The organism is Streptomyces sp. NPDC006879, from assembly GCF_042869595.1.
GTDB lineage: Bacteria > Actinomycetota > Actinomycetes > Streptomycetales > Streptomycetaceae > Streptomyces.
The window spans coordinates 18,339-39,314 of sequence record NZ_JBIAGC010000017.1 but is presented as its reverse complement, the minus strand read 5'-3'; the positions used below and the strand labels follow the sequence as shown (position 1 = coordinate 39,314).

General features: G+C 63.9%; 26 protein-coding genes. 2 read left to right on the top strand and 24 right to left on the bottom strand.

All coding sequences use genetic code 11. The annotated features are described in order from the left end of the window. Nucleotides 1-78: 78 nt before the first annotated feature. The 5 genes from ACFYMC_RS15665 to ACFYMC_RS15645 form a co-directional block, all read right to left on the bottom strand. Nucleotides 79-249 carry a hypothetical protein gene (locus ACFYMC_RS15665; protein ID WP_173264330.1) on the bottom strand — a complete coding sequence of 57 codons (171 nt, stop codon included), beginning with the start codon at nucleotides 247-249 and terminating at the stop codon, nucleotides 79-81. Next, nucleotides 246-1,367 (bottom strand): radical SAM protein, encoded by a 1,122-nt coding sequence (locus ACFYMC_RS15660; RefSeq protein WP_388524524.1) that lies wholly within the window; start codon nucleotides 1,365-1,367, stop codon nucleotides 246-248. Before ACFYMC_RS15660 ends, ACFYMC_RS15665 begins: the two co-directional genes overlap by 4 nt. A gap of 153 nt (nucleotides 1,368-1,520) precedes the next feature. Beyond that, on the bottom strand, nucleotides 1,521-1,970 hold the full coding sequence (locus ACFYMC_RS15655; protein WP_388524521.1) for a hypothetical protein: 450 nt from the start codon (nucleotides 1,968-1,970) through the stop codon (nucleotides 1,521-1,523). Next, nucleotides 1,967-2,137, bottom strand: coding sequence for a hypothetical protein (locus ACFYMC_RS15650; RefSeq protein WP_386398824.1), 171 nt, complete (start codon nucleotides 2,135-2,137; stop codon nucleotides 1,967-1,969). The genes ACFYMC_RS15655 and ACFYMC_RS15650 overlap by 4 nt, the downstream gene beginning before the upstream one ends. Before the next feature lie 253 nt (nucleotides 2,138-2,390). Next, the gene (locus ACFYMC_RS15645) at nucleotides 2,391-2,627 is read right to left on the bottom strand and encodes a hypothetical protein (protein ID WP_388524518.1); all 237 of its coding nucleotides are present in this window, start codon (nucleotides 2,625-2,627) and stop codon (nucleotides 2,391-2,393) included. A gap of 191 nt (nucleotides 2,628-2,818) precedes the next feature. On the opposite strand from ACFYMC_RS15645, the gene ACFYMC_RS15640 reads away from it, so the two are divergent. After that, complete coding sequence (locus tag ACFYMC_RS15640) at nucleotides 2,819-3,595, top strand: Scr1 family TA system antitoxin-like transcriptional regulator (protein ID WP_388524516.1); 777 nt, start codon at nucleotides 2,819-2,821, stop codon at nucleotides 3,593-3,595. Further along, nucleotides 3,592-3,795 carry a DUF397 domain-containing protein gene (locus ACFYMC_RS15635; RefSeq protein ID WP_386398834.1) on the top strand — a complete coding sequence of 68 codons (204 nt, stop codon included), beginning with the start codon at nucleotides 3,592-3,594 and terminating at the stop codon, nucleotides 3,793-3,795. The genes ACFYMC_RS15640 and ACFYMC_RS15635 overlap by 4 nt, the downstream gene beginning before the upstream one ends. A 506-nt stretch (nucleotides 3,796-4,301) precedes the next feature. Here ACFYMC_RS15635 and ACFYMC_RS15630 read toward each other — a convergent pair. The 19 genes from ACFYMC_RS15630 to ACFYMC_RS15540 form a co-directional block, all read right to left on the bottom strand. Then, the gene (locus ACFYMC_RS15630) at nucleotides 4,302-4,538 is read right to left on the bottom strand and encodes a hypothetical protein (RefSeq protein WP_388524513.1); all 237 of its coding nucleotides are present in this window, start codon (nucleotides 4,536-4,538) and stop codon (nucleotides 4,302-4,304) included. Between the two features lie 428 nt (nucleotides 4,539-4,966). Further along, complete coding sequence (locus ACFYMC_RS15625; protein WP_388524510.1) at nucleotides 4,967-5,218, bottom strand: hypothetical protein; 252 nt, start codon at nucleotides 5,216-5,218, stop codon at nucleotides 4,967-4,969. 39 nt (nucleotides 5,219-5,257) lie between these two features. Next, nucleotides 5,258-5,515 carry a hypothetical protein gene (locus tag ACFYMC_RS15620; protein ID WP_388524507.1) on the bottom strand — a complete coding sequence of 86 codons (258 nt, stop codon included), beginning with the start codon at nucleotides 5,513-5,515 and terminating at the stop codon, nucleotides 5,258-5,260. Between the two features lie 42 nt (nucleotides 5,516-5,557). Further along, the gene (locus ACFYMC_RS15615; RefSeq protein ID WP_388524504.1) at nucleotides 5,558-5,812 is read right to left on the bottom strand and encodes a hypothetical protein; all 255 of its coding nucleotides are present in this window, start codon (nucleotides 5,810-5,812) and stop codon (nucleotides 5,558-5,560) included. A gap of 16 nt (nucleotides 5,813-5,828) precedes the next feature. Continuing rightward, on the bottom strand, nucleotides 5,829-5,993 hold the full coding sequence (locus ACFYMC_RS15610) for a hypothetical protein (protein WP_388524501.1): 165 nt from the start codon (nucleotides 5,991-5,993) through the stop codon (nucleotides 5,829-5,831). A gap of 16 nt (nucleotides 5,994-6,009) precedes the next feature. Next, nucleotides 6,010-6,813, bottom strand: coding sequence for a sigma factor (locus ACFYMC_RS15605; protein ID WP_388524499.1), 804 nt, complete (start codon nucleotides 6,811-6,813; stop codon nucleotides 6,010-6,012). Between the two features lie 389 nt (nucleotides 6,814-7,202). Next, nucleotides 7,203-9,059, bottom strand: coding sequence for a DNA polymerase (locus ACFYMC_RS15600; RefSeq protein ID WP_388524496.1), 1,857 nt, complete (start codon nucleotides 9,057-9,059; stop codon nucleotides 7,203-7,205). A gap of 67 nt (nucleotides 9,060-9,126) precedes the next feature. Further along, nucleotides 9,127-11,556 (bottom strand): phage/plasmid primase, P4 family, encoded by a 2,430-nt coding sequence (locus ACFYMC_RS15595; RefSeq protein WP_388524493.1) that lies wholly within the window; start codon nucleotides 11,554-11,556, stop codon nucleotides 9,127-9,129. 136 nt (nucleotides 11,557-11,692) lie between these two features. Continuing rightward, nucleotides 11,693-12,232 (bottom strand): hypothetical protein, encoded by a 540-nt coding sequence (locus ACFYMC_RS15590; protein WP_388524490.1) that lies wholly within the window; start codon nucleotides 12,230-12,232, stop codon nucleotides 11,693-11,695. A gap of 245 nt (nucleotides 12,233-12,477) precedes the next feature. Beyond that, a complete protein-coding gene (locus ACFYMC_RS15585; RefSeq protein ID WP_388524487.1) occupies nucleotides 12,478-12,780 on the bottom strand; it encodes a hypothetical protein in 303 nt (100 codons plus the stop codon). 153 nt (nucleotides 12,781-12,933) lie between these two features. Next, nucleotides 12,934-13,647: a hypothetical protein gene (locus ACFYMC_RS15580; protein ID WP_388524485.1), complete on the bottom strand. Its 714-nt coding sequence runs from the start codon at nucleotides 13,645-13,647 to the stop codon at nucleotides 12,934-12,936. 137 nt (nucleotides 13,648-13,784) lie between these two features. After that, nucleotides 13,785-14,624, bottom strand: a complete 840-nt coding sequence (locus ACFYMC_RS15575) for a hypothetical protein (RefSeq protein ID WP_388524482.1) — start codon at nucleotides 14,622-14,624, stop codon at nucleotides 13,785-13,787. Between the two features lie 154 nt (nucleotides 14,625-14,778). Beyond that, a complete protein-coding gene (locus ACFYMC_RS15570) occupies nucleotides 14,779-15,006 on the bottom strand; it encodes a hypothetical protein (protein ID WP_388524479.1) in 228 nt (75 codons plus the stop codon). A gap of 113 nt (nucleotides 15,007-15,119) precedes the next feature. Then, nucleotides 15,120-16,790 carry a hypothetical protein gene (locus ACFYMC_RS15565; protein ID WP_388524476.1) on the bottom strand — a complete coding sequence of 557 codons (1,671 nt, stop codon included), beginning with the start codon at nucleotides 16,788-16,790 and terminating at the stop codon, nucleotides 15,120-15,122. A gap of 174 nt (nucleotides 16,791-16,964) precedes the next feature. Beyond that, nucleotides 16,965-17,528 (bottom strand): hypothetical protein, encoded by a 564-nt coding sequence (locus ACFYMC_RS15560; protein ID WP_388524473.1) that lies wholly within the window; start codon nucleotides 17,526-17,528, stop codon nucleotides 16,965-16,967. A gap of 62 nt (nucleotides 17,529-17,590) precedes the next feature. Beyond that, nucleotides 17,591-17,809 (bottom strand): hypothetical protein, encoded by a 219-nt coding sequence (locus ACFYMC_RS15555; RefSeq protein ID WP_388524470.1) that lies wholly within the window; start codon nucleotides 17,807-17,809, stop codon nucleotides 17,591-17,593. Between the two features lie 110 nt (nucleotides 17,810-17,919). Next, nucleotides 17,920-18,837, bottom strand: coding sequence for a peptidoglycan-binding protein (locus ACFYMC_RS15550; RefSeq protein WP_388524467.1), 918 nt, complete (start codon nucleotides 18,835-18,837; stop codon nucleotides 17,920-17,922). A 77-nt stretch (nucleotides 18,838-18,914) separates the two neighbouring features. Next, nucleotides 18,915-20,693, bottom strand: a complete 1,779-nt coding sequence (locus tag ACFYMC_RS15545) for a hypothetical protein (RefSeq protein ID WP_388524464.1) — start codon at nucleotides 20,691-20,693, stop codon at nucleotides 18,915-18,917. 36 nt (nucleotides 20,694-20,729) lie between these two features. Continuing rightward, nucleotides 20,730-20,972: a hypothetical protein gene (locus ACFYMC_RS15540; protein WP_386398879.1), complete on the bottom strand. Its 243-nt coding sequence runs from the start codon at nucleotides 20,970-20,972 to the stop codon at nucleotides 20,730-20,732. Between the last annotated feature and the right edge of the window lie 4 nt (nucleotides 20,973-20,976).

Below are 20,976 nucleotides of genomic sequence, written 5' to 3'. Positions count from 1 at the left end.
ACACGACGGCCCACACGGGCCCCGCAGCGCGTGAACGCCACAGAGCCCGTGCGGAGTCCTACGGGTGTACCGGCGCGGTTACCGGTACGGGTTGTCGTCGTTGCAGCCCGGTACGGTGCCTTCGGTCAGCGACTCGACGTCGTCCACGATGACCAGTCCGGCCGGTTCCGGGGTCTTCGGCTGGTCGCCCGTGGCCGGTACCAGGCTCAGCCCCGGACGGGTGGTGAGTTCGACGGCTACAGCGCTCATTCTGTGTGGTCTCCGTTTCCGTGTTGACAGTAGGTGTTCAGTGGTGCCTTCGCTTCCTGGTACGCCTTAGCGAGTGGCCGACATACCCGGCAGGTTGCCGAGAGTTGGCAGCCGCTACAGCCACCGGAGCGAAGCATTTGGGCGTCTGCGATTGCGGGCAGACGCGAAAGGCCGTTCAGTCCGTCAGCCATGAGGCTTACGGGGTTTTCACGGCCGACCTTGCACATGGTGGCGAACCCGTGAGGGTCCACGTGAAAGAACGTGTGTCCGGCCGGGCAGCCCTGAAAGACCGTGGACTTGTCCAGGAATCCCGGAGCCTGAGCGGCAAGCGGTTCGGGGTTGCCGTCGTAGGTCGGGGAGATATTCGCGTATTCGGTGTAGGCGGTCGCGTACTCCCCTGCGATTTCCCGCATGGATTCAACTTCGTGCGCGTTGTGCTTGGTGATGATCAACGCGAGTTCGAGCGAGACACCTGCCTCTTTTGCCGCCTTGAGCCCTTTCATGAGCAGCTTGTAAGCACCCGGCTTGCGCGTGAGGGAATCGAAACTCTCGGCGCTCGCGCCGTACAGGGAAACCGTCACCTTGTGCGGGGGCAGGGACGAAAGAAGCTCGATGGTTTCCGGCCGGTGCAGTCGAGACCCGTTCGTCAGAATCTCGATGAGCATTCCCAGTCCGAAGGCCGTTCGGTAGGCGTGCGGGAAATCCCGGTCAATGGTGGGCTCTCCCCCGGTGAACTGGAGCCATAACACCCCCGCGTCACGGAGCATGAAGAGCAGCCGGTCTTTCTCTTCGCGCGGCAGGCCCTCAAATTTCCGCTCGGCAAGGTAGCAGTGCTCACAGTTGAAATTGCAGCCCTTATTGATCTCCCACGTTGCCCGGCTGTAGTTCAGCGGAGTGAGCGGGCGAACCAGAACGGTTCCCTTGGCCGGACATCCGGCAATGTCGATTCCCCATGCCTGCCGGGCAGCGTCGGCCAGCCATCCCGGTACCGTCTGCCCGTCGGCCACGGCACCGGCAAGTTCCCGGTGCATGGCATACGGGACGTGCATTCCCTTACGCGCACCGGGGCGCGCAATGATGAACTTGTCACCTTGCGGACTGGCAATGACCTGGTGCATTGGGGGTTCCTCCGGGGTTGTGGGTCCCCGCCCGACTACGGCTGTCCGTTCACGTAGCCGGGCGGGGGCTTGCCCCGCCCCTGCCCTTTCCGATTCGCCGTGGGGGTTGGAGATTCGGTTAGGTTCGGCAGGGGCGGGAATCTGGGGGTGCGGCTACGCTGCCGCGTAATCGGCTTCGCTTAATCGCCATTCGGTGACGAAGTCCAACATCATCGGGCGGCAGGTGAGAGAGAGAAACAGGTCTGTGTCAGCAAGCCCGAAAATTCGGTCGGGCCCACCAGCGTTGATACTGATGCTTCGGCCGTTCGCCAGCGCGTTCATTTGCTTGCCCTGGTGGTGCATGTCCATGGCCCATTTCCGGAAGATGTTTCCGGGGTTGGGGCTCTCTGCGCTGGCAAGGTGCAGGCATTCGGGCGGCAAGGGCCCTACTCCGGGAATGGGGTCCAGAGCATTTGCTAGGCGGTGTGCCCGTCCGCGTAACCAACGAATGGCCAGCCGGGGGGAGTTGGCCCGGCATCCACCAAGGAACCATTCCCGTCCGTCCACCGAACTACGGGCGACGACTTCGCACCAGTAGCCTTCAACGGTCGCGTTCACGGTCACAACCACTCCCCCGGAACGATGCGGTACGGCGCACTGGTCACCAGGCGGTATGTCAGATGCTCGCGGTTGTCGCTGCGGTGCTCCCCAACCCAAGTCGCTGCCGCCGCTTGTGCTTCACGGTCGGCCTTTTCCTGAGTCTCGGGGGTGTTCTGCTTCTCGACTTCCACAGGGGTTCCGGATTCGCCGCATACGGCGCACTGCATGGCGTGCGTCTGGGGTTCTGCGTCGGGTTCGTTGTCTGCCTCAACGCGAAAGCGTCGGAATCGGTATCCCATTACCGCCTGCCCAGTTCCTTGAAGTGCTCTTCAATTGCAGCCCCCAACTTGTCCACCCGTTCGGCCAACGTGACGCCGGTAGGTGCTTCCTCGTCCGGCTGGTCATCCGGTCGGGGATGTGGCGAGCGTTCCGGGGCGTTTGCGGTCACCGCTCCGCCCCCTCGTCCTGGTCGGCCCGGTGGGGGTGCTCAGTGATCACCCGGTTGAAGTCGGCAACGCGCTGGGGTGCCCCCTGTGTCCGTGCGGCCGTCCGGCCCCGGTCTGCCGCGAAGCACACGCGGCAGTCAGGATGCGCCACGGGTTCAAGGTCCGGCATGGGCACTGCCGCCGCCAGCTCCTCTACGCCGCGCGGTCGGGCGGGGTTCGTCGGCCGGTCGGTCATGGTGTTGCCGTCCCCTTCGTCTGCGGGTGCTGCTGTCCGTAATGACGCACTCACAGAGTCGGACTTTGGGTCTACGCTCGAAAGACGGCAGCGCTGGACACTGCCAACTGTCCAACGATCAAGGGGCGTTCGTTCGTATGAGTGTCGAAAACGAGAACGATGATCTAGCCGACCCGTCAGCGTCTCCTTTGGTGCACTTCGGCAGCGAAGTGCGGATTGAGCGCGAACGACTTGGTTTGTCTCGCAAGGAGTTAGGCGCGGAAGCGCACTGCGGGTACTCCCTGGTGGCCAAGATCGAGGCTGGCGAGCGCGTACCGGCTTTGGAGTTCGCGGAAGCGTGTGACCGCGTGTTCCCCAACGCCAACGGGCGCTTCGTTCGACTCTGGCCGTTGGCGCTCCGCTACGCGTTCCCGCCCTGGTTCCGCCGGTACGTGGAGCTGGAGGCGAAGGCGACCGTGGTTCGGATGTTCCACCCCACGCTTCTACCGGGGTTGGTGCAGACGCGCTCCTACGCCGAAGCGGTCTTGCGTACCGGTCGGCCCACCAACCTTGAGGACTTGCTGACTGCCCGGATGGAGCGGCAACGCATCCTTGCTCGCGAAGACGGCCCCGCGCGCTTGTGGCTGGTGCTGAACGAGAGCGCCCTACGCAACTCCGTTGGCGACCCTGCCACCATGCGCGTTCAGCTTGACCACTTGCGGGACCTTGCCGAGACCCCCCGGCATCGAGTGCAGATCATCAAAGACCAGGGGCAGCACCACGGTTGGGCAAGCCCCTTCGGTTTGCTCTCGTTCAAGGAAGGGGCCGACGTGGTGCACGTGGACGGCTTCCCAAGGGGGTACATCCTCGCTGAAGAAGCGGACGTTGCGGCGGCACAGGATGCCTATGATCTGCTGACCGCCATGGCCGCGCCGCCGGATGAGACGGCAGACATGATCAACACCATTGCGAAGGACTGTTACTCATGACGCACAACCTCGTTCCCGACTGGACCAGTTCGAGCTACAGCCAGAACAACGGCGGTGAGTGCGTCGAGTGGGCCCCGGAGTACGCGCGGGCCACGGGCACGTTCCTGGTCCGTGACAGCAAGGACCCGAACGGCCCGACGCTGAACCTCACGGCCGAAGGCTTCGCCGGTCTCGTGGCCTTCGCCAAGACGCACGGCTGACCGCCCGACGCGCACGCCGCCCAGTTCGAGCCCCGCCACTTCACCCCCTTCGGAGTGGCGGGGCTCTTCGCTACCCTGCGTAAAAATTTGGGTCGTCGCCGGCGGAGCTCCCGAGGGGTAAAACGGACATAGGGGGCCCCGCGGCTTCACTTTGCGTGATCACATGGCAGGGGCACGCACGGGCACCACGCGCCGGAGCGCATGGGCTAGGCGACTGGCCAACGAAGGGGACTCAGGGGGTCGCTGATGGGCCGTACGGGGGTTTGCCGGACCGGTGGCTACGCCGGTCGGCAAGGGGCTCTCAGGGGCGCTCACGGCGTCCTTCTGGGGACAGTGGCTAGGCAGGCTCAGCGCGGCCAGCAAGACGAAGGCGACGGCCGTTGTGACGGCCGCAAGCGCGGAGCGGACGGGCGGGCGGTGGTTCATGGTTCCCCCTGAGTTGCGGTGGTGCAGTCGGCGCAAGTGCGTCGGCTTCTCCCGTGAGTTGGCGGGTTGGTGTCTGCCGGTCACGCTGCGAGCGTGGCCGGTTCTTCGTCGTCCTGGTGGTGGTTGTGCTGGCCGTAGTCGCACGCCGACCAGACGCCCCCCGGATAGGGCAGGTACGCCCCCGTCTCGGGGCTCATGTACCACTCAGCGGACCCCACAAGGTCCCCTGAGCGCCGGTCGCGCATCAGCAAGCGGAAGCCGTCGAACTTGCCACCCTTGAGCAGTCGCGCGACCAAGACCCCTTGCGCGCGCAGCACTGCCCCCGTCTCTTCGCACGTCGTAATCGTTTCTTCCCCTAGTGGTTGCGGCAGGTCGGCACACGGGTGCCAGGTAAGCCGGTTGTCCCCCAGCTCAGGCACCCAGACCGACACCGATACGTCCCCTGTACCGCGTGTAGCCATCCGGACACTCTAGAACACGCGTTCGGAATCCGGAAGGGGATATACCGGGCGGTAGGCACATGCCCCTGACCTAGACCAACGACCCGCAACGAGAGTCGCATGACGCACTGACACCGGCCCTGACCTGCAACTTTAGATTCCCTTAAAGATCACCGTCTTGTGTGATTTAGGTCACATGCAGGACACACATAGTTTGGCTTGTTCGAACTGTCATGAGCACGCAAAAGGCCCCCACCGAAACCGGTGGGGGCTCTCATGGGGCACCGACTCACGTGAGTCGGTGCCTAGGTGCTGGCAATGACAAGCAGGGCGGACCCTTCACGGATCACCCATTTGCGGCGGCGAAGTTCCGTTGCCTCTTCATAGTTGGCAGTGATCCAGTCACAAGCAGCCTGCCAGTTGGCGGAAGTGCCCAGTTCGCGGGCACCGCCCTTGATTGACTCATAGGCGGCTTCCGCCTGTTCGGGCGAACTCAGGTCGCCAGCGGAAGCGGCGAAGCGGGCAAGGAATGCGGTGCGCTCATTCCGGTCTGTCATGGGGGTCACTCCCTGGCACCGACTCACGTGAGCCGGTGGTCATTTGTTGGCGTACTTCACACACACGGTTGTGGTGACTGGATGCATGGTCGTGGTCTTGCCGGTGAACACCGGAACCAGGGACGTGCGGGTTTCATACTTCACGCACTCGGGTCCGTCGCTGACCTTGCAGCCGCTCAGCATGAGCACTGCCGCAATGACCAGGACCCAGAAGACCCACGAACCCCCGCCCTTGCTCGGGCAGTTGCAGCCCCAGCGTTCCCGCATGTAGCACGCCTGGTGGTGCTGACCCTTCACGCTCTCCCCTTCGTCGGGCACCGACTCACGTGAGTCGGTGGTTTACCAGTGGGCAACGCGCTCTTCGGTGCGAAGGGTGGCCGTACGAAGCGGGGAACGGTCCGGCGCTTCAATGGCCTTCGCTGCGTCTATGAGCCATGCGGCAAGGTTGCGCGCCTCAACCGGGGTGAGCTTGGCGCGGTCGCCCGGTACGGCAACGCTGAGGGTTCCGCGCTCCTTGTCGTTGTGCCATGCGATGACTCGCCCACCGTTGCGGGCGGCAAGGGTGGCCTTCGTCTCTCGGGTCACGTTCAGCACTGCATTTCTCCTTCGCTCAGGGGTTGAGTTCTTCAAGTTCCTGCATGAGCCAAAAAGCGTCATCGGAACTCATTTCGATGGTGGCGACGGTGCGCCCGGATGCGTCCCGGACGTGAACGTCAAAGGTGATTCCCACTCGGGTGACTTCAACGGTTCCGCCGTCGGCAGTAGAGAGCTTCACGGCTATTCCCTTTCGACTACGCGGCGGCAATCCAGAGTTCCGCAAAACGGTCTTTGGCTTTGCTGCGGACGATGCGGACTTGATGGAGTGGTATTCCGTGGTCGCGTGAGAGTTCGTCGTCTCGTTCGGTGCCGTAGAAGTCCACGGGGATGATGCCGGTAAGCGCCATGAGAACTACTCGCTGTTGCTCCCCCATGCGCTTGAGGGTGCGGCGCACTTTCAGGCCGGTCTCTTTTCGGCGCGCTTTTTCGTAGTCGCTGGGCTCCAAGAGTTCGACCGGAACGCCAGCGTCAGCGGCAAGGGTGTCGGCCAATGTGACCGACTCCCCCGTTTCACTCTCTCCAAGGGGTGCGTCCAGATACTCAAGGCCCTGGTAACTCAGCCGTGCCGCGTACGCCGTTTCAGCGCTGAGCCTTCGGTCCCCCATGGCTTCCTTGGTGGTGGCCAGCCACTCAGCCTCATAGACGTCACCACCGGCCAGCGAGAGCGCCCGTTCAAAGGCGGCAGCAACGGAGCGGGAAACGCCGTGCCTGGTCTCTTCCTTGCGTGCGTCGCTCATGGCTCCCTTGAGCGTGCGGTCAATGAAGGTGAAGAACTCCGCCACGGTGCGGCCGTTGAAGCGGCTCAGCCCCTCCCAGACGGCTATACGGCCAATCTGGGCTAGGTCTTCGGTAAGAGTGTGGTCCGTGCGACCGGCACCGGTCGCGTACTTCCATGCCAGTTGGTTGACCCGCTCTTCCGTGGCGTTCACCACGGCCGTCACGGCGTCAAGGTCATTCGCCTTAGCGGCGGCAATCTGGTCTTCGGTGAGGTCTATCAAGGAGTGCTCCGCGTGTTCCTGGGCCGGTTGCACTCCCGTGGGGAGCGCAAGGGTTGCCCGGAACAGGGCGAAGCGCGCTAGACCGTTTGGTGAGTCAGATCACCGATGCGTCTGGACATGCGGGGGCATGGCTAGGCCCCGTCCGGGACGCTCCGAACGGGGCTTGCGCATTGCCTTCGTCGTTGCGTGGCGTTGAACTTAGGCAGCGATGCGGACACCAACAACGGACTTGATGAGAGGTAAGACCGCTGGTCTTTTGGTTGGTTGTAGAAGGTTCCGAAGGCGAGACGGACACTCAGCCAACGGGATGAGCGAGCGCAATTCCTTTCATCCCTGAGAAGGACTAGATGACGGACAGGTAACGGGCACCGACTCACGTGAGTCGGTGCTCAGAAGTCGGCCCCGTACAGCGACCCCCAGGAACGGCCGCCAATCTCCGCTTCGGCCACGATCGGCACGCCAAACAGGTCGAACGTCATTGCCCGCTCAAACTCCCGCGCATAGTCGGCCGCTTCGCGCGCCGGTACTGACGCGAGGATTTCGTCATGAATCGGCAAGCACATGGCATCGAGAAGACCGGCACTCTCGGCGTTCAAGAGCGCCTGCCCCAGCAAGTCCCTTGCCGCTGACTGGCATTGGTAGTTCACGACGGCATAGGCCCGGTCCCTGTCGAGTGGCATACGCCGACCGGTTGCCGACACGGTGACCATGCCGGTTGCCCGCGCCTCACGCTGCCAGCGGGCCGACGCGCGGCGAATCTCCGGGAAGGTGCGGTCATAGGCCGTGACCGCTCGCCTGATCTCTTCCTCAGTGGCACCGGTCTGCCTGGCCAGCGTGGAAATGCCGCCCCCGTAGACCTTTCCGAATCCCGCACCTTTGAAGAGCTTGCGGTCTTTCTCGGTGGCTCCTTCGCCCTTGATGAGCTGAGCCGTGAACATGTGAATGTCGAAATCCGAACCGCCCGACTGAAAGCCGTCTTTCATCCGGCGCACGTCGGCCAATGCGGCGAGCACTCGCATTTCAACGGCCTGAAAGTCGGTGCTCACCATGACGTGGCCTTCGTCGGCGAGAAGGCAACGCCGGATCATCTGATCCGAAGACGGCAGTGTTTGAAGTGCCGGGCGCGTGACACTCATTCGTCCCGTGCGTGCGGCTAGTGAATTCACAAAGGGGTGCACCCTGCCGGATGAGTCCACCGTTTCTAGGAACGTCTCCGCATACGCTGAGCGCCATTTGCCCGCGCGCTTGCTTTTCAAGATTGCTTCGGCCAGCGGGTTAGGGGTCCGGATTCCTAGCCGCTTCCATTGCAAGTCCATGTCGGCAAGCGCGAGCAATACGGCTTTGTCCACCTTGACGGCCCCGCCTGCCGTTCGTTCCGTCAGTGTTTCCCCCATACCGGTGAGCGCTTCCGCAATCTGCTTGTTGGAGTTGACCGACTCGACCCCGTACCGCGCGGCAATACCGGCGTTCTCTGTTGCATCCGTGCCGAGAGCGGCATCAAGTTCGTGCGTGAACGGCACGTCAAGAATGAGCCCCCGGCGCTGCATGTGCGCACAGATGCGGGATATCTCGTGTTCGTAGTCCACCAGCCGGGACCGGACCCCCAGCCGCTCAAGCTCAGCGGAAAGGTACGGCTCAAGCCGGGCCGTGAACACCACGTCAAGACCGGCGTACAAGTTGTAGGTGGGGTGGTCCAGCGGAATGCGGGCAAAGCCGTTTGCCTTCGTGAGCCCCAGCGACCGGAAGACGGCCGTGAGGTCCCCTTGAGTGTCCGGGGCCGACCGGTCCACGTAGTACGCCGACAGGGGCTTGAGGGCCGTTCCAATGCCCCCTTCCTGGGGTTGCCGGGGGTCCACAAGGGCAGCCATCACGCGCGTGTCTCGGGTGCGCGGCGCTAGGTCTTCCAGCGCGATGCCCGCGTGCCGGTCCAACACCAGCCAGTCAAAGGCAGCGTTGTGAATCAGGAACCGGTGAGCCTTGCGTAGCACCTGGGCGGCAGCGCGCCGGAAGTGGCCCCCGCGTTCCCAGTGAATGACCCACGCTTCGTCAGCGTCACCGAACTGGACGGTGCGCAAGCGGTAGCCGTCACTGAACACGTCAAGCCCGCTGGTTTCCGTGTCCAGTGCGATCGGTCCACGCTGATTCGCGCGCTGAGCCCAGAGGGTGAATTCATCTAGCTCTTCGGCCGTCTCGGGAACGTGGACGTTCACCACGTCACCGGCTACCGGGTGTCGATAGGTCAGCATGTGCGCGCCCCCTCAAAGCACGACGGACCACCGACTCACGTGAGCCGGTGGTCCGTTTGGGTGTGGGTTAGTTGCTGAAAATGCCGGGGCCGTCCGGGGCGGATTCCGCCAGTCGGATGCCAGCGAGAGCCACACCCGCTCGCTTGATCACGCGGGTTACCCCTCGCTCCTCAAGTGCGCCGTAGAAGGTGCGCCGGGTCCACCTTTCCTTTTGCGGCAGGTTCTCCGCTTCGCACCAATCCAAGTAGGCATTGAATGCGTCGTTGCCGTTCATGACGCTGGATTCGTCGCACGCCTCAAGAACGCCGGGGAAGAATCCGGCGAGCGCGTCACTGGTCTTGCGGTATTCGTTGCTGGCCCTGGTGATGATGTCGGGGTCTTGCAGTCCGCCCCGGTACCACTCGACGGCCCCGCGAACCGCCCATGCGGCAATGCCTTCGGCTTCCTTCATGAGCTTGGCGTCAAGGCCGTAATCCCGCTCATGCGGTGCGAACCAGCGCGTGAAAGGCAAGAGCTTAACCCGTCGCCAAAGCCCCTCATCCTGACCTTTGAACTTTGGCCGGTGGTTGGTCGCGAGGATCAGAAGGAACGTCGGCTTGAACGTGAAGAACTCTTGCCGCAGGAACCTTGCGGCCACTTCGTCCTTGCCCGTCACGCGCTTGAGCACGCTTTCCGACATGGGCTTGCCGGACTCACCCTCAGACGCCATGACCAGACGCGAACCCCTCAGCGCCGCAAGGTCGTTGGGGATGCCCCCGGACGGCTTCTCTTCGAACGTCGCAAAGGGAGTGGTCCGGCTGATAGCCCGGAAGACGGCCGTTAGAGTGTCCGTCGCCACGCTCTTGCCGTTGGCCCCTTTCCCCCACGCGACACAGAAGCACTGTTCGGCGTTGCTGCCGGTGATTCCGTAGCCAATGAGCCGCTGAAAGTACCCGGGCAATTCCGGGTCGGTGGGGAAGATTTCCGCGATGAACTGTTCCCAGCGCGGGCACTCGGCATCCGGCCGGTAATTCAGGTCAAGCCGGTACGTAAGCATGTCGCACTTGTCGTGCGGGCGGAGTTCCCCGGTGCGCAGATTCACCGTGCCGTTCTTGAAGCTCAACAGGTCCGGCCGGTTGTCGAATTCGGCAGCGTCCACGTGCACAGTCGGCACGCTGCGCAGTTCCGTCATGAGAGCGTCAATGCGCGTGGTCATGGTGAATCCGCGCGCCTTCTGAGTCTCGCCAGCGAGAACGAGAGCGGCCCCCATGCGGTGGATTTCCTGGCGTACGCGGACTTCTGAGCGCTCCCAGGTTCGGCCGTTCCACACGTAGAAGCCAAGCCCCGGCGCGTAGCGAATGCAGCCGTCCGACCACGCCACCAGTGCGTGAGCATTCATGGCGTCGCTCTCGCCGTACCGGTTGATGAGCCCAGCGAGGATGCGCGCCGCTTCCGTGCCTTCGTCGCGGGTCACCACGTCCGTGCCGGTTCGGTCGGTGAGTTCGGCGGAGACGGCTTCCGCCTTGTCGTCATCCGAACTCAGCACCAGCCGGGCCGACTTGACCGCGCGGTGAAGCGCGAAGGGGAATCCGTGTGCGTCGCGCTCGCGCCAGTCGGTGAGGTCATCCCCGGTGTTGGGAACGGGGAGCGCGTACACCTCAATGCCGAAGGGCTTGAGTCCAGCGGCAAGCGCCCGGTTGAAACGCTGCCCGGCATCGTCGTTGTCACCGGCAGCGATTACCTGAGTCCCCCTGAGTCCTTCGGCAAGTTCCGCCAGTAGCTCAGGACTTCCGGCGAGAGCGGCCCCCCGAATGACCACGGCGTCATACCCCACGGCAACGGCTGTAAGGCCGTCTCCGGGCCCCTCAGACACGATGGTGACCCCGTAGCCACCCTGGCCCCTCAGAACCCCGTACGGGGCCCACCGTGCCCCCTCAGGGTTGCGCAGCGACACCCACCGGCCCGGACACCCCCCGCTCAGGTCCCGCCCCTGTAGACCACGGGCCACGCCGTTGAAGTCGAGAAGGGGAACGGTCAGCCGGGGAAACCGGGTGAACGCCCGTGCCCGGTAGGGGAAGTTGGGCACGCCGAACCCATCGTCGGCACCAAGCCTCAGTTCGGCGGCAAGTTCCTGGTCCACCCCAAACCGCTGAGCCGCGTAGGCAAGCGCCTGAGCCCCCACCTGAGAAGCAGGGTCATGCAGCCACTCAGCCGACCGGTCAACGTAGGCAGCGAGCGCGGCCGTTGGTCCGGGCCCTACCAGCGTCGGGCGCTTGCTGGAAACCGTCGCACCGGGGCCGGTGGCGTCGAACAGGTCTGACCACGTGAGCCGAACGGCGTTGATCACATCCTGAGTTGGGCACCCTGCCCGGCACGTAATGCGGACCTTGTTGTTGTCCCCGCGCCATATCCGCAGCGACGGGCGAGAGTCCTTGTGTGCCGGGCAGAGAGCCAGATAGCCCCCGTCATTCTGCTCGGTCGCGTCTGCGAACCGGGCGAGTATCTGAGCGAACTTCATTCCTTGACCACCCCTTCGTTTACTCGCCCTTGAGCGCGAAGGTTGCCTAGGTCGGTCCGCTACTCTGTGTCGATTCCGCAGGGCCCGGCATGTCCGTTTTCACCCCGAACACCCTGTGCCGGCCTTCCCGCGGTTCTCACTGAATGTGACGGAGTTTCCGCACGTCCTCTAGCAGACTCCCGAACGGCTCAAGCTCCGTGGTCATGTACCACCGGCCCGTATTCAGCCCCCGGAGCGAAGCTGTGAATCCGTAGCGTTCTGCAAACTCCCGTGAGTCCATGCCCAGTGCGAGCCGCACGCGCGTCCACGTGCGGACGCTGAAATGCACCTTGCCACGCCGGACGTTCAACCGGGGCACCTTGACCACGGCAACCCCGTACGGGAATCCCGCGTGTACCGCCTCAACTTCCGCTTGACGTACGAAGGTTGGCACGCTGGGGCGCTTGACGTTCTTGCACTCAAGTACGAAGGGGACCGCGTGCACGTCGCCTACGTCGGCGGCACCCTCTTGGGCCGGTCGGCGCACGTTGTGAGCGTCGAACGGGTCAAGGAACTTCCCGTATTCATCGACTAGCCCAAGCTCAGCGTTCAGGTAGTTGCGTACGTCCGATTCCCACTGAGTCCCCTTGGCCTTGTTCGGGTTAGCCACGTCGGCACCACCGAACGTCAGCACCACGGTTGACCGCAGCAAGGCAGGCGCTCAAGTACCGCCCCCAGTCGTCCCGTTGGGGCGCTTGAGGGCTCAGCCACACCGTGTCACCCTCCCCCATGAGCCGAAGGTCCCCCAGCGCCGGGCCAGCGTCGGCCGTAATCCTGCTCTCCATTCCTCCCCTTCCCACCGACTCACGTGAGTCGGTGCCGACACGCGAAAGGGCCGGACAGTGCCCGCGTAGGGAACCGTCCGGCCCTTGTGGTCCGTCGTCAGTCGTCTTCGTGTCCGCCGTTGGCCATGATCAGCCGCGCGTGTTCCGCGCTGATCCACTCGGCGCGCATGGTCCGGCGCTTCGCAAAGCCGCTCTCTGTGCCGGTCGGCTGCACCTTGAGCATGGGCCGTAGCCTGCCGTCCACCAGAACGGCCGTGACGCGCTCAATGATTGCGTCGGACACGCGCACGCGATTCCCCTGCCGGGCCGCGTAGTTGATGAGATCACCGGGGTATAGCTCTTCCCCGGCGTAATCCGTGACCACGCCGCGCTTACCCAATGTCGTACCCCTCGTCATCATGCACGCCGAAGCGCCTTCGCCTTTCGTGAATTACCGCCTTACGCGCATCGGGCGGGAATTCCCAAAGGGGCGACCGAACGGTTTCATCAGCCACCCCCTTGAGTTCCTGAGCCCAGTTGCGCGCGCCGCCCTGGTCGAGCTTCACCATGGGCTTTACCGCTCATCCGCAATGGCGTCGTTGTAGCTCTTGAGCACCTTGATTACGGGCTTGTAGTAGCTGACGTTCCGGCCCTTGTTCTTGCCCTTCTTGATGGTGTACTCCACAAGCTCAAGGGTGAGTTCGGCCAGCGCCGGGCCGTCAACGGCGGAAAGGTCGTTCTCATACTCGTGAAGAACGCTCGCCATAACCCAACTGCCGGACTGGAACTTGAACTTGCCAAGCTCCGGGTCATCCGCCAGCCGGAACGTGATGGTGATGGACGGGGCCGGTCCCATGAAGTCCTTCGCTGCCGCCTTTCGCTCAGCGAAGAGTTCCGGGCAGTGGCACGGCTTGCCCTTCCGCTCATCCGGAGAGAGAAAGACCGTACCGTCACAGTGGTGAACCAGCTTGTTGCGGTTCCACAGCTTCATATCCGCGTAAATCGCGTCCGGGCCGTCAAGGACGACCGGCACCGTCTCACGATCGGTGAACACGTCAATGAAGTTCTCACCGGTCGAATCGGTCTCGATCGGCTCACCTCCGAAGAGCTGAGCGACCGCCTTCGCAACCTCCGGGTCTCCGGTAGTGATGCGCCACTCCGAAAGCGCCTCAGGAACGTCGTCCACCTGCCGCCCGGAGTGGAAACGGCCCACGGTGTCATCACTGAACGTCTGCTTGGGCTTGGGCTTGGCGTCCGGGTCGGTCTCGAAAATGGTCAGTAGCGACATGCGCGTTTGCTCCTCTTTACTGCGGGATGAAAGAGGGGCGAACGCAAGGGACCGCCAGTCACCGACTCACGTGAGTCGGTGGGGTCAACCTTGTGTCCGCCCCTTCTGTTTGGCCTAGAGCGCGGGGGTTGCCGGGGCTACTTCGCCCGGCGCTGAGTGCCTGTCACGAGACCCGTGGCACTCTTGGCAATCGCGCGACCAATGACCGTCTTGGAAACCTCGCGGTCCCAGTTGAAGACGCGTCGAAGCGCCAGGAAGAACGAGAACACTTCGGCGTCAATCCGTACCGGCTTGAAAGCCCAGAGTTCCGGGGTTATGTGCAGTACGGCCGCACCGTCGAATTCCGGCATGGGCTCACTCATTCCGTCCGGCGCAATGATCCGGTCGGCATTGGCGTAGGCGCTCATCTGTAGCGCCACGTCCGGGTATGTGTCCTTGCTGGTCTTCCAGTCGGCCATGAGTAGATGCGGAGTGCCGGACCGGTCGGGAGTCGGCTTGCCGTCGTCGTCCAGCCATACGCGGAGTACGGCATCAAAGCTTCCGGCGTAGTTGTGCGCGTCGCTCCATGCCACGTCTTCGGCGCGCACTAGCTCAGGGTTCACCGCAGCGAGGAACGCCGCGAAGTTGACGCGGTACGGCTCAAGGTCCGGGTGGACCCTGCCCACGTACTCACCCCGGGCCATGCGCTCAAACAGGTCGTGCGCGTCACTGCCCACGTCGGCACGAATCTTTGTGTACCGGCGCGCTGCCCCCTTGAGGTAGTCAATCGCCCCCTGTCGGTCGCGCTCTGCCATCTGCGCCACGAACGGCAGGGAGTCAACGGCGAGTTCGGCCGTCATGCGCGCGTACCAGAAGTTCAGGAACGGCTTCGGAAGCATGGACACCACGGACGTGACGCCGGGTGCCTTGATCTCCGGTCGTTCCGGGTGAATGTAGAAGCGGCTGCCGCCGCGCTGAATCGTGCGTACGCGCCCCACGGGCGTGCCCCCTTCGGGTAGGTGTTCTGTCACCTACGGGGGAGCGTGAGGGTTGCCGGGCCCCTGAGAGCCCCTGTGCGGCCGTCTGCGGGCACAAGAAGGCCCCGCCCGACCACTGGGGCCAGACGGGGCTAGAAGGCGCTCAGACGGGCGCTCAGGGCTTGTTGAAGTCGTTTAGCCGGAGAGCGCGCACGTTCCGGACGGTTTCTTTCAGTTCGTCCATGCGGCCATTCAGGATTCCTAGAATCGCCTCCTTGGCTGCCGTAAGGGTGGCGTGCGCATAGTCATAGTCTTCGTCGCCCGGCAGTACCGCCCGGATCTCCGGGGGCTTGCTCTCGGCATCCACATAGAAGCGACGCAAGCGGCGTTCAATGGCGTTCACGGCTTCCCTCCTTGGCACCGACTCACGTGAGTCGGTGGTCCGACGGGGGAAGCCCCCGGATCTTGCTTGAGAATCCGGGGGCTTCCTTGTTGTGCGGCTGGCCGGTTGGGTGGTTACGCCTTGAGTTCCTTACGGAGCGCGGAGAGAAGGACCGTCAGTTCGTCCAACGCCTCTTCCTGTTCTGCTGCGTCCTCAATGGCCTTGATCTCCTTCACCTGCTTCTTGAAAGAGTTGGTCATGCGCTTGACGAAGGCGGCGCGCATTTCCTTGGGGGTCTTCTCCTCCGTGCCCCCCTCGCTCAGCGCTTCGGCGGCCTCCTCCTCGGAGAGTTCACCGGCCTTGACCGCATCCTCAACCTTCTTCTTCTCAAGGGCCTTGCGTTCCCGGTCCGCCTTGGCGATTTCAGCGCGGGTGCGCAGTTCGTACCCGTGGAACTCCGCCACGGCCTCAGACGGCTTCTTGTCCGGGTGCGCCTCAAGGGCGTAGGCGTACTTCTTCGCCTCTTCCGGCGAGTTGTCCAGCGACCGAAGGTAGAGCGCGCGCACGTCCTTGATGGCATTGCGGTAGCTCTTCTTGATGCTGTCCACTTCCGCGCGGATAGCGTCGGCCGCTTCGTCTTCACCCTCTTCGGGCAGACCCTCAAGCAGGCCGTCAAAGACCTTCGTGGTGTTCTTCTTCGCCGCGTCCGTCTCGGCGTTCAGGTCCGGGTGACCGTTCTTGTTGAGAATCTGAGTGCGGATATCAAGGATGATTTCGGCGATCTGGTGGCCACCCTTGAACTTGCTGACCGCAAGCGTCTTGACCTGCTCCTGCCCCTTCTTGACAAGGTCCTGAATGACCGTGTCCTTAAGGGTCGCCTCAAGGGTGGTTTCCTTGCTGACCGCAACTTCCTTGCTGGCAGGCTTGTCGGCCTTCTCCTTGTCGGCCTTCGCCTTCGTGGCGTCCTTTTCGGCCTTCTCCGCCTCAGCGCGGAGCTTGGCCTTAATGGCAGCGGCACCCGTTCCGGTAATGGACGGAATGGCCTTGCCGATGCTCTCCATCAGTTCCTTGGCAGAGTCATCCTTACCTTCGGCAATGAGCGAAGGCAGGCGCTCAATGTCGGCCCGGATCTCTTCGGCCTTCTTCTCCTGCGCCGCCTTGTCCATCGTCTTCGCTGCCATGGCGTCCTTCTCCGTCTTCTCTTCGGTGGTGCCGGTCACAGGCTTTGCGACACGGCGGGTAACGGTCTTGTTCAGGCCCGGAATGGAAATCTGCTCTTCGACGATTTCAACCGGGCCAGTCGGGACAACCTTGCTGCACCGTGCGCACAGTTCAAGGTCCGGCTTCTGCTCATGCGCCTGCCCCCACGAACGAACAGGGCTCTTCGGAACCAGCGGGCAGTAAGGAACGTTCTCGCCGTTCTGCTGCCGGATGGCGTGCGGCGTTCCGCTACCAGGAAGGGAGCCAATCAGCACATCGCCGCGAACCTCACTGAGCTTGAGCTTTCCAGCCACACGGGCCCCCTCGTTCTTCGTCGTCTCAGCTTCGGCGGCAATCTGCGCCTCAGCGGCCTTTTCGCACGTCTTGCACAGCTTGCGCCCACCCTTGCGGGCAGCCTCAAGGGCTTCGGCCAGCGTGGCGTACGAAGCACCCTCAGCGAAGCGGTACCGGGTGAGCGAGCCGCAAGCGTTTTCGGCGTAGTAGGAAACGTGGTCGCCCATGTCCTTGCCGCCGCCGGTGGTCCGGACAGTGAGCCCATCAATGTGGTTGGTGGTGCGGTTGAACTTGATGGTGTAGCCGCTCACTGTCCGACCCTCCCCCTTGGCTCCGCCCCTTGCGGTGCCTTGCGGGGCCAACAATGGCACACGCGCGCACGCGCACGCAAGGCACCGACTCACGTGAGTCGGTGGTCCGGAACACAAAAAGCCCCCTACCTGCGAAAACGCAGATAGGGGGTTCTTTGTTCGGGTGCCGCTCAGTCAGATAAGCGCGTCAGCAAGGGAGTTGAGTTCAGCGACCGTGCCAACGTTGGCAATGGTCACGTCGGCCGGATAGTCGTCTAGGGCCGTCTCGCTCTCATGGTCGGGGGTCATGCCGCCCACTCCGGGCCGCGTGATCCTGACCAGCCGGAAGCCGCGTGCCTTGAGGGCTTCCGCCTCGTTCGGGTATCGGCAGTCAGTGACCACCACGGGGAGGTTCCACGTGTCGGCTACGGCCACCTTGTCCAGCGCGAGACTGAGCCAGTGCCCGGCGTCATGTTCGCGTACCGCCTGCCCGCCACGCTGTAGCGTGCGCCGCACTTCGGGGAACCGCTCCTTGGCTCGTTCCCATCCGTAGCGCTGCACAACGGCGCTCAGCCTTGTCGGCAGGGGCCCGTACCCGGACGGCTCATAGGCAACGATCGGGTCGAGACTCAGGCACATGTCCTTGAGGGGGTCAGCGAAAGCCACGCGGGTATACGCGTGTCGGCTGACCAGCCGTGCGGCAAGGGTGTCCTTGCCGGACCGTGCGCGCCCGAGTAGGGCAATGTGCGGGTATCCCATGGGGCTTGCCTCCCGTGGCTAGGGGTTCTTCCCCAACCACGGGAGCGCCGGGGTTGCCTGCCTTACGGCTTGCGGTGCCGGGCGACGATTCCGGCAGTCTCAAGCGCGTCGATGGTCTTGCCGTTCTCTACGCGCTGCACTGCCTCACCGGTACCGAGAACGGCCGCAGCGACACCCAGAATGAGTGCGGACGGCAGCGACGGCACGTAGTGCGCGACCAGTGCGAGAACGGCCACCAGGACCGCGTACAGGCGGGTTGCGTGCTCCTTGGCGAAGGTCATGCGTGTCTCTCCTTGTTCGTTACGTTGCGTAAAAAAGGGCCCGGGGCCGGCATCCGGCTAACCCGGGCAGAATCGGACATAGGGACTTCCGCGGTTCTAACCCAGCGTGATCACACGTGGGGCACCTTGAGCGCGTCCCACTGCTTCCTTCCGGGCCAGCCGTCGCAGTAGACAGGCGCGTCCCCTAGCTTGCGCTGCCACTTGCGGAAGCTCTCGCGGTCGGCATTCGTCCACTGGGGGCCGGGACCGGACCGGTAGGCGGAACACCCCTCAGCCACCAGCCGCTTTCCCATGGCCGTGACGATGGCACTACGGGGGTTCTTCTTGAACCAGTCGGCACCGGGGAAAGGCTGGTACTTCGGCTTGGGCTTGCTGGTGGTGAGCCGCTGACCCGGACGGATGATGTACGGGGCCTTGATGCCGTTCAGGCTGGCAAGGTTCTGCCAGCGGATACCCAGCTTGGCCCCGATTCCGGAAAGGGTGTCGCCGGATGCCACGGTGTACGTGTTGCCAGCGGAGCCGCTACCGGCACCGGCAAGCGCCTTCGCGCGCTTCACAATCTCCGGAAGCTGGGCAATGACCTTGCTGCCGGGGCAGTTGGGGTGTCCGCCCCACGCACTACCGCCCATGCCGTGATAGCCAAGCCCCCGCCCCGTGGTACTGACAGTGAGCGAGAGCGGCACCCCGTAGACCTTGTGGGCCCACGCGAGCACTTCGGCGCATCGATCAAGCTGCGCGGACGTGAGGGAGTCGCCCCCGCGCCCCTCGTTCTCAATGCTCAGCCAATCCGTATTTCCGCCTGCCTGAGCCCATGCGCGGTCAGCCGTGTCAACCCACTGGTACAGGTCACCGTTCCGGCCGGTCCCGAAGTGACTGGACGCCCGCGCCGCACTGTTGCGGAACCAGGAATCCGTACCGGCAAGGGTGCCATCCATGATGTGAATGACCACGCCGCGAACGGACTTCTGGCCGCCCTTGGTGTAGTTGCGCGGAATGGGTCGCCACTTCGCGCCGCTGAATCGTGCCATGCGTATTTCCTCCCACGAGAAAGCCCCGCCCGGCGTTCCGGGTCGGGGCAGGGTCACCGACTCACGTGAGTCGGTGGTCAAACCATGGCAAGCGCCATGATCGCGGGGTCCAAGCCGACTTCCCCCGTGGACTGGTTCACGGTGGTCGGTAGTGAGGACTGACCGCTTGCAATGCACCAATGACGCTGAAAGGCGCTGCCGAGGAAGAAGTTTCCGGGGTTACTCGGAGACTCGTTCTGAATGTGCATGTAATAGAAATCGGTTGATGATCCGGCAGAGACCAGGAATGCCGCCCAGTACCGGCCGGGGGAAAGGGTCGCGGTTCCCGTCAGCGGAATGGGCACCGCGCCAATGTGGTTGTTTTTCGCCCCCGGTGCTGTGCCGGTGATCTGTCCGGCAGCCGGAAGGCTGGACACCTGCCCGGATGTGGCGACGCGCGTTCCGGCCTCGCTGTAGATGCCCGCATAGAACCGGGCACCCGGAATGAGGGAAGAGCCGCCCCAGCCACGGGCGAAGATGACCACCCGATTCACTTGCGTGGATTCCGTGATGTTGATTCCGCTCAGGTAGACACGACCGACCACGGCAGCCTTCGCGGTCGGATTCGCTACGGCGGCAGGGTCCACGGACCACGCCTCAAACCCGAGAGCTTGGGGGGTCCATGCGTTCTTCGCTCCGCCAGTGACGGCCGGAATCTGAGCCGTCGGCACCTTCCCGGAACCATCCAGTGAGGCAACGCCGTTGACTGCACCGCGAGCACTCGCGGCAAGCGCGGATACGTCGGCGGCAGCGAGCGTCACCGAAGGTCCGGCCTTGCCGTTGACGGCCGTCACAAGCCCCGTGGGTAGCTGAGCGGCTGGAACCTTGGCCGAACCGTCCAGCGTGGCCACACCGCCCGCTGAGCCCTTCTCGACGGCAGGAACTGCCCCTACGTCGGCAGCGTCTAGCACGACTTCCGGGCCTAGGTCACCGTTCACGCTGTTGACTGATCCCGTACCGGGGTCGCCCTTCGGACCCTGGGGGCCTTCGGGACCTTCGGGGCCGGGCGGACCCTGGGGACCCTCCGGGCCCGGAACGGTGCTGTCTGCCCCGGTGTCGCCCTTCGGGCCCTGAGCGCCGGTCGCTCCGGTGTCCCCCTTGGGTCCCTTGAGGTTCATCACGGGGCTACCCCAGCCGGACGCACCGCGCTGCCATACGTCGCCCGTGTCGGCCCTTAGAAGGAAGTCGCCAACCTTCGTGTCGGTGCTGGGGGTTGATGTGGTATTGACGTACCACGCGGCCCCGCGTATCGCGTCGCCAACCTTGCCCCATGAGCCTGCCGCGCGGGTCCACATTGTGACCGTGGTGGACGTGACCCCCAGGAACGCCCCCGTTTCGTACTGAGCGTAGAAGTCTCCGTCACGCCCCAGCGCGGACGTAGGGGCGGCACTGCCGGTGAATATCTGCGATCCGGCGACCGGCACATAGTTGGGTGTGGTCGGGTCGGTCGGCGCAATGTCGGCTAGGTCAACGTCCGGCGTTTCCTTGGGCAGTAGCGCACTGAATGTGCGTCCGCCGATTACGCCGGAAAGGTTCTCCTTGACGACGTAGGCCCAACCGGTCGGCTGCATGTTGGGGGCATTGGTCGCCGGTAGCGTCACCTGAAAGCGCCCGTTCTCGTCCAGCGTGGATACGACGGGACCGGCAACGAATACATCGGAGTCTGCGAAGACCAGCATGGACGGAGCGGAGAAGGTGACCGTTCCGGCCAGTGGTCGGCCGTCCGGCCCCAGGTAGGTGCCGTGAACGGTGACGGTAGGAATCTCGGCAGGCAGCGCGAGCGGCAAGGCATCCCCCTTGAGCATGAGAAAGACCACCGACTCACGTGAGTCGGTGGCCGGTTGGTGGTCAGGTCAGCGGTTCAGTAGCTCCGCAATCTGAGCGCGCAACTCTGCGTTCTCGCTCCGCAGTGCGCGCACTTCGGCGTGAAGTGCGGCTAGCTCTTGCGACTGCCGCTCAACCTTGCTTCGGTACGCTTCCGCCTCTTCCTTCCATGACGCTTCCATGCCGGTGCGGAGCTTCCGCAGCGAGACGGCCAGGAATATGAGAAGGGGGACGACGATTTCCGCCGTTCCGTAGAGTCGGGCAAAGTCCATCGGT

Coding starts and splice junctions, on each gene's coding strand:
- ACFYMC_RS15540 (WP_386398879.1), bottom strand. CDS start 20,972: ATGGACTTTGCCCGACTCTACGGAACGGCGGAAATCGTCGTCCCCCTT.
- ACFYMC_RS15665 (WP_173264330.1), bottom strand. CDS start 249: ATGAGCGCTGTAGCCGTCGAACTCACCACCCGTCCGGGGCTGAGCCTG.
- ACFYMC_RS15600 (WP_388524496.1), bottom strand. CDS start 9,059: ATGCTGACCTATCGACACCCGGTAGCCGGTGACGTGGTGAACGTCCAC.
- ACFYMC_RS15560 (WP_388524473.1), bottom strand. CDS start 17,528: ATGGGATACCCGCACATTGCCCTACTCGGGCGCGCACGGTCCGGCAAG.
- ACFYMC_RS15555 (WP_388524470.1), bottom strand. CDS start 17,809: ATGACCTTCGCCAAGGAGCACGCAACCCGCCTGTACGCGGTCCTGGTG.
- ACFYMC_RS15625 (WP_388524510.1), bottom strand. CDS start 5,218: ATGACAGACCGGAATGAGCGCACCGCATTCCTTGCCCGCTTCGCCGCT.
- ACFYMC_RS15660 (WP_388524524.1), bottom strand. CDS start 1,367: ATGCACCAGGTCATTGCCAGTCCGCAAGGTGACAAGTTCATCATTGCG.
- ACFYMC_RS15585 (WP_388524487.1), bottom strand. CDS start 12,780: ATGATGACGAGGGGTACGACATTGGGTAAGCGCGGCGTGGTCACGGAT.
- ACFYMC_RS15580 (WP_388524485.1), bottom strand. CDS start 13,647: ATGTCGCTACTGACCATTTTCGAGACCGACCCGGACGCCAAGCCCAAG.
- ACFYMC_RS15595 (WP_388524493.1), bottom strand. CDS start 11,556: ATGAAGTTCGCTCAGATACTCGCCCGGTTCGCAGACGCGACCGAGCAG.
- ACFYMC_RS15550 (WP_388524467.1), bottom strand. CDS start 18,837: ATGGCACGATTCAGCGGCGCGAAGTGGCGACCCATTCCGCGCAACTAC.
- ACFYMC_RS15635 (WP_386398834.1), top strand. CDS start 3,592: ATGACGCACAACCTCGTTCCCGACTGGACCAGTTCGAGCTACAGCCAG.
- ACFYMC_RS15645 (WP_388524518.1), bottom strand. CDS start 2,627: ATGACCGACCGGCCGACGAACCCCGCCCGACCGCGCGGCGTAGAGGAG.